General features: G+C 49.9%; 1 pseudogene. It reads right to left on the reverse strand.

From position 1 onward, the window contains the following. Positions 1-277: pseudogene (locus ACYVRA_RS08480) on the reverse strand (hypothetical protein); the annotation flags it as partial. Positions 278-527: the final 250 nt, after the last annotated feature.

Genomic DNA, 527 nt, shown 5'->3' on the forward strand with positions numbered 1-527 from the left:
GCTCCCGCATACGAATTTTGCGCTGCTTAGAACTCATCCGCTGATATTCCAGCACCGCCATCAAATTGTCCGCCACAGAAAGTTTGCGGAAGACCGACGGTTCTTGAGGCAGGTAGCCCTGTCTCTTATACACATCTAGATGTGTATAAGAGACAGGCGTAGAATAGCTCAACGCCAACCTCCCGCCCCCGATAAGCGCCCCCGACTCCGCCCGCGCCGCCGTCACGCTCCCAAACAGCGCTACCGCCACTGCAACTGCCATTGTTAGTTTTTTCACATGCCCCTCCGCTTGCTATTGGTTTAAGATTACCGCGTTTCCGCGATGTTTATCCTTATAATATAGAATATAATATCTGTGTCTATACATATCCAAAACAATATTAGACCGCACGTAACGGCATAATGTTACAATTTTTTATCATAGTTCATACAAGGGTTTCCGCCCGATAAGAGCTCCTGACGTACGGCCCGCAGAACGCCCGGTCGAACCCCATCTTCAAGGCTGTCTCCTCATACACCTCAAAGCG

This window comes from Treponema sp. R8-4-B8, assembly GCF_054786175.1.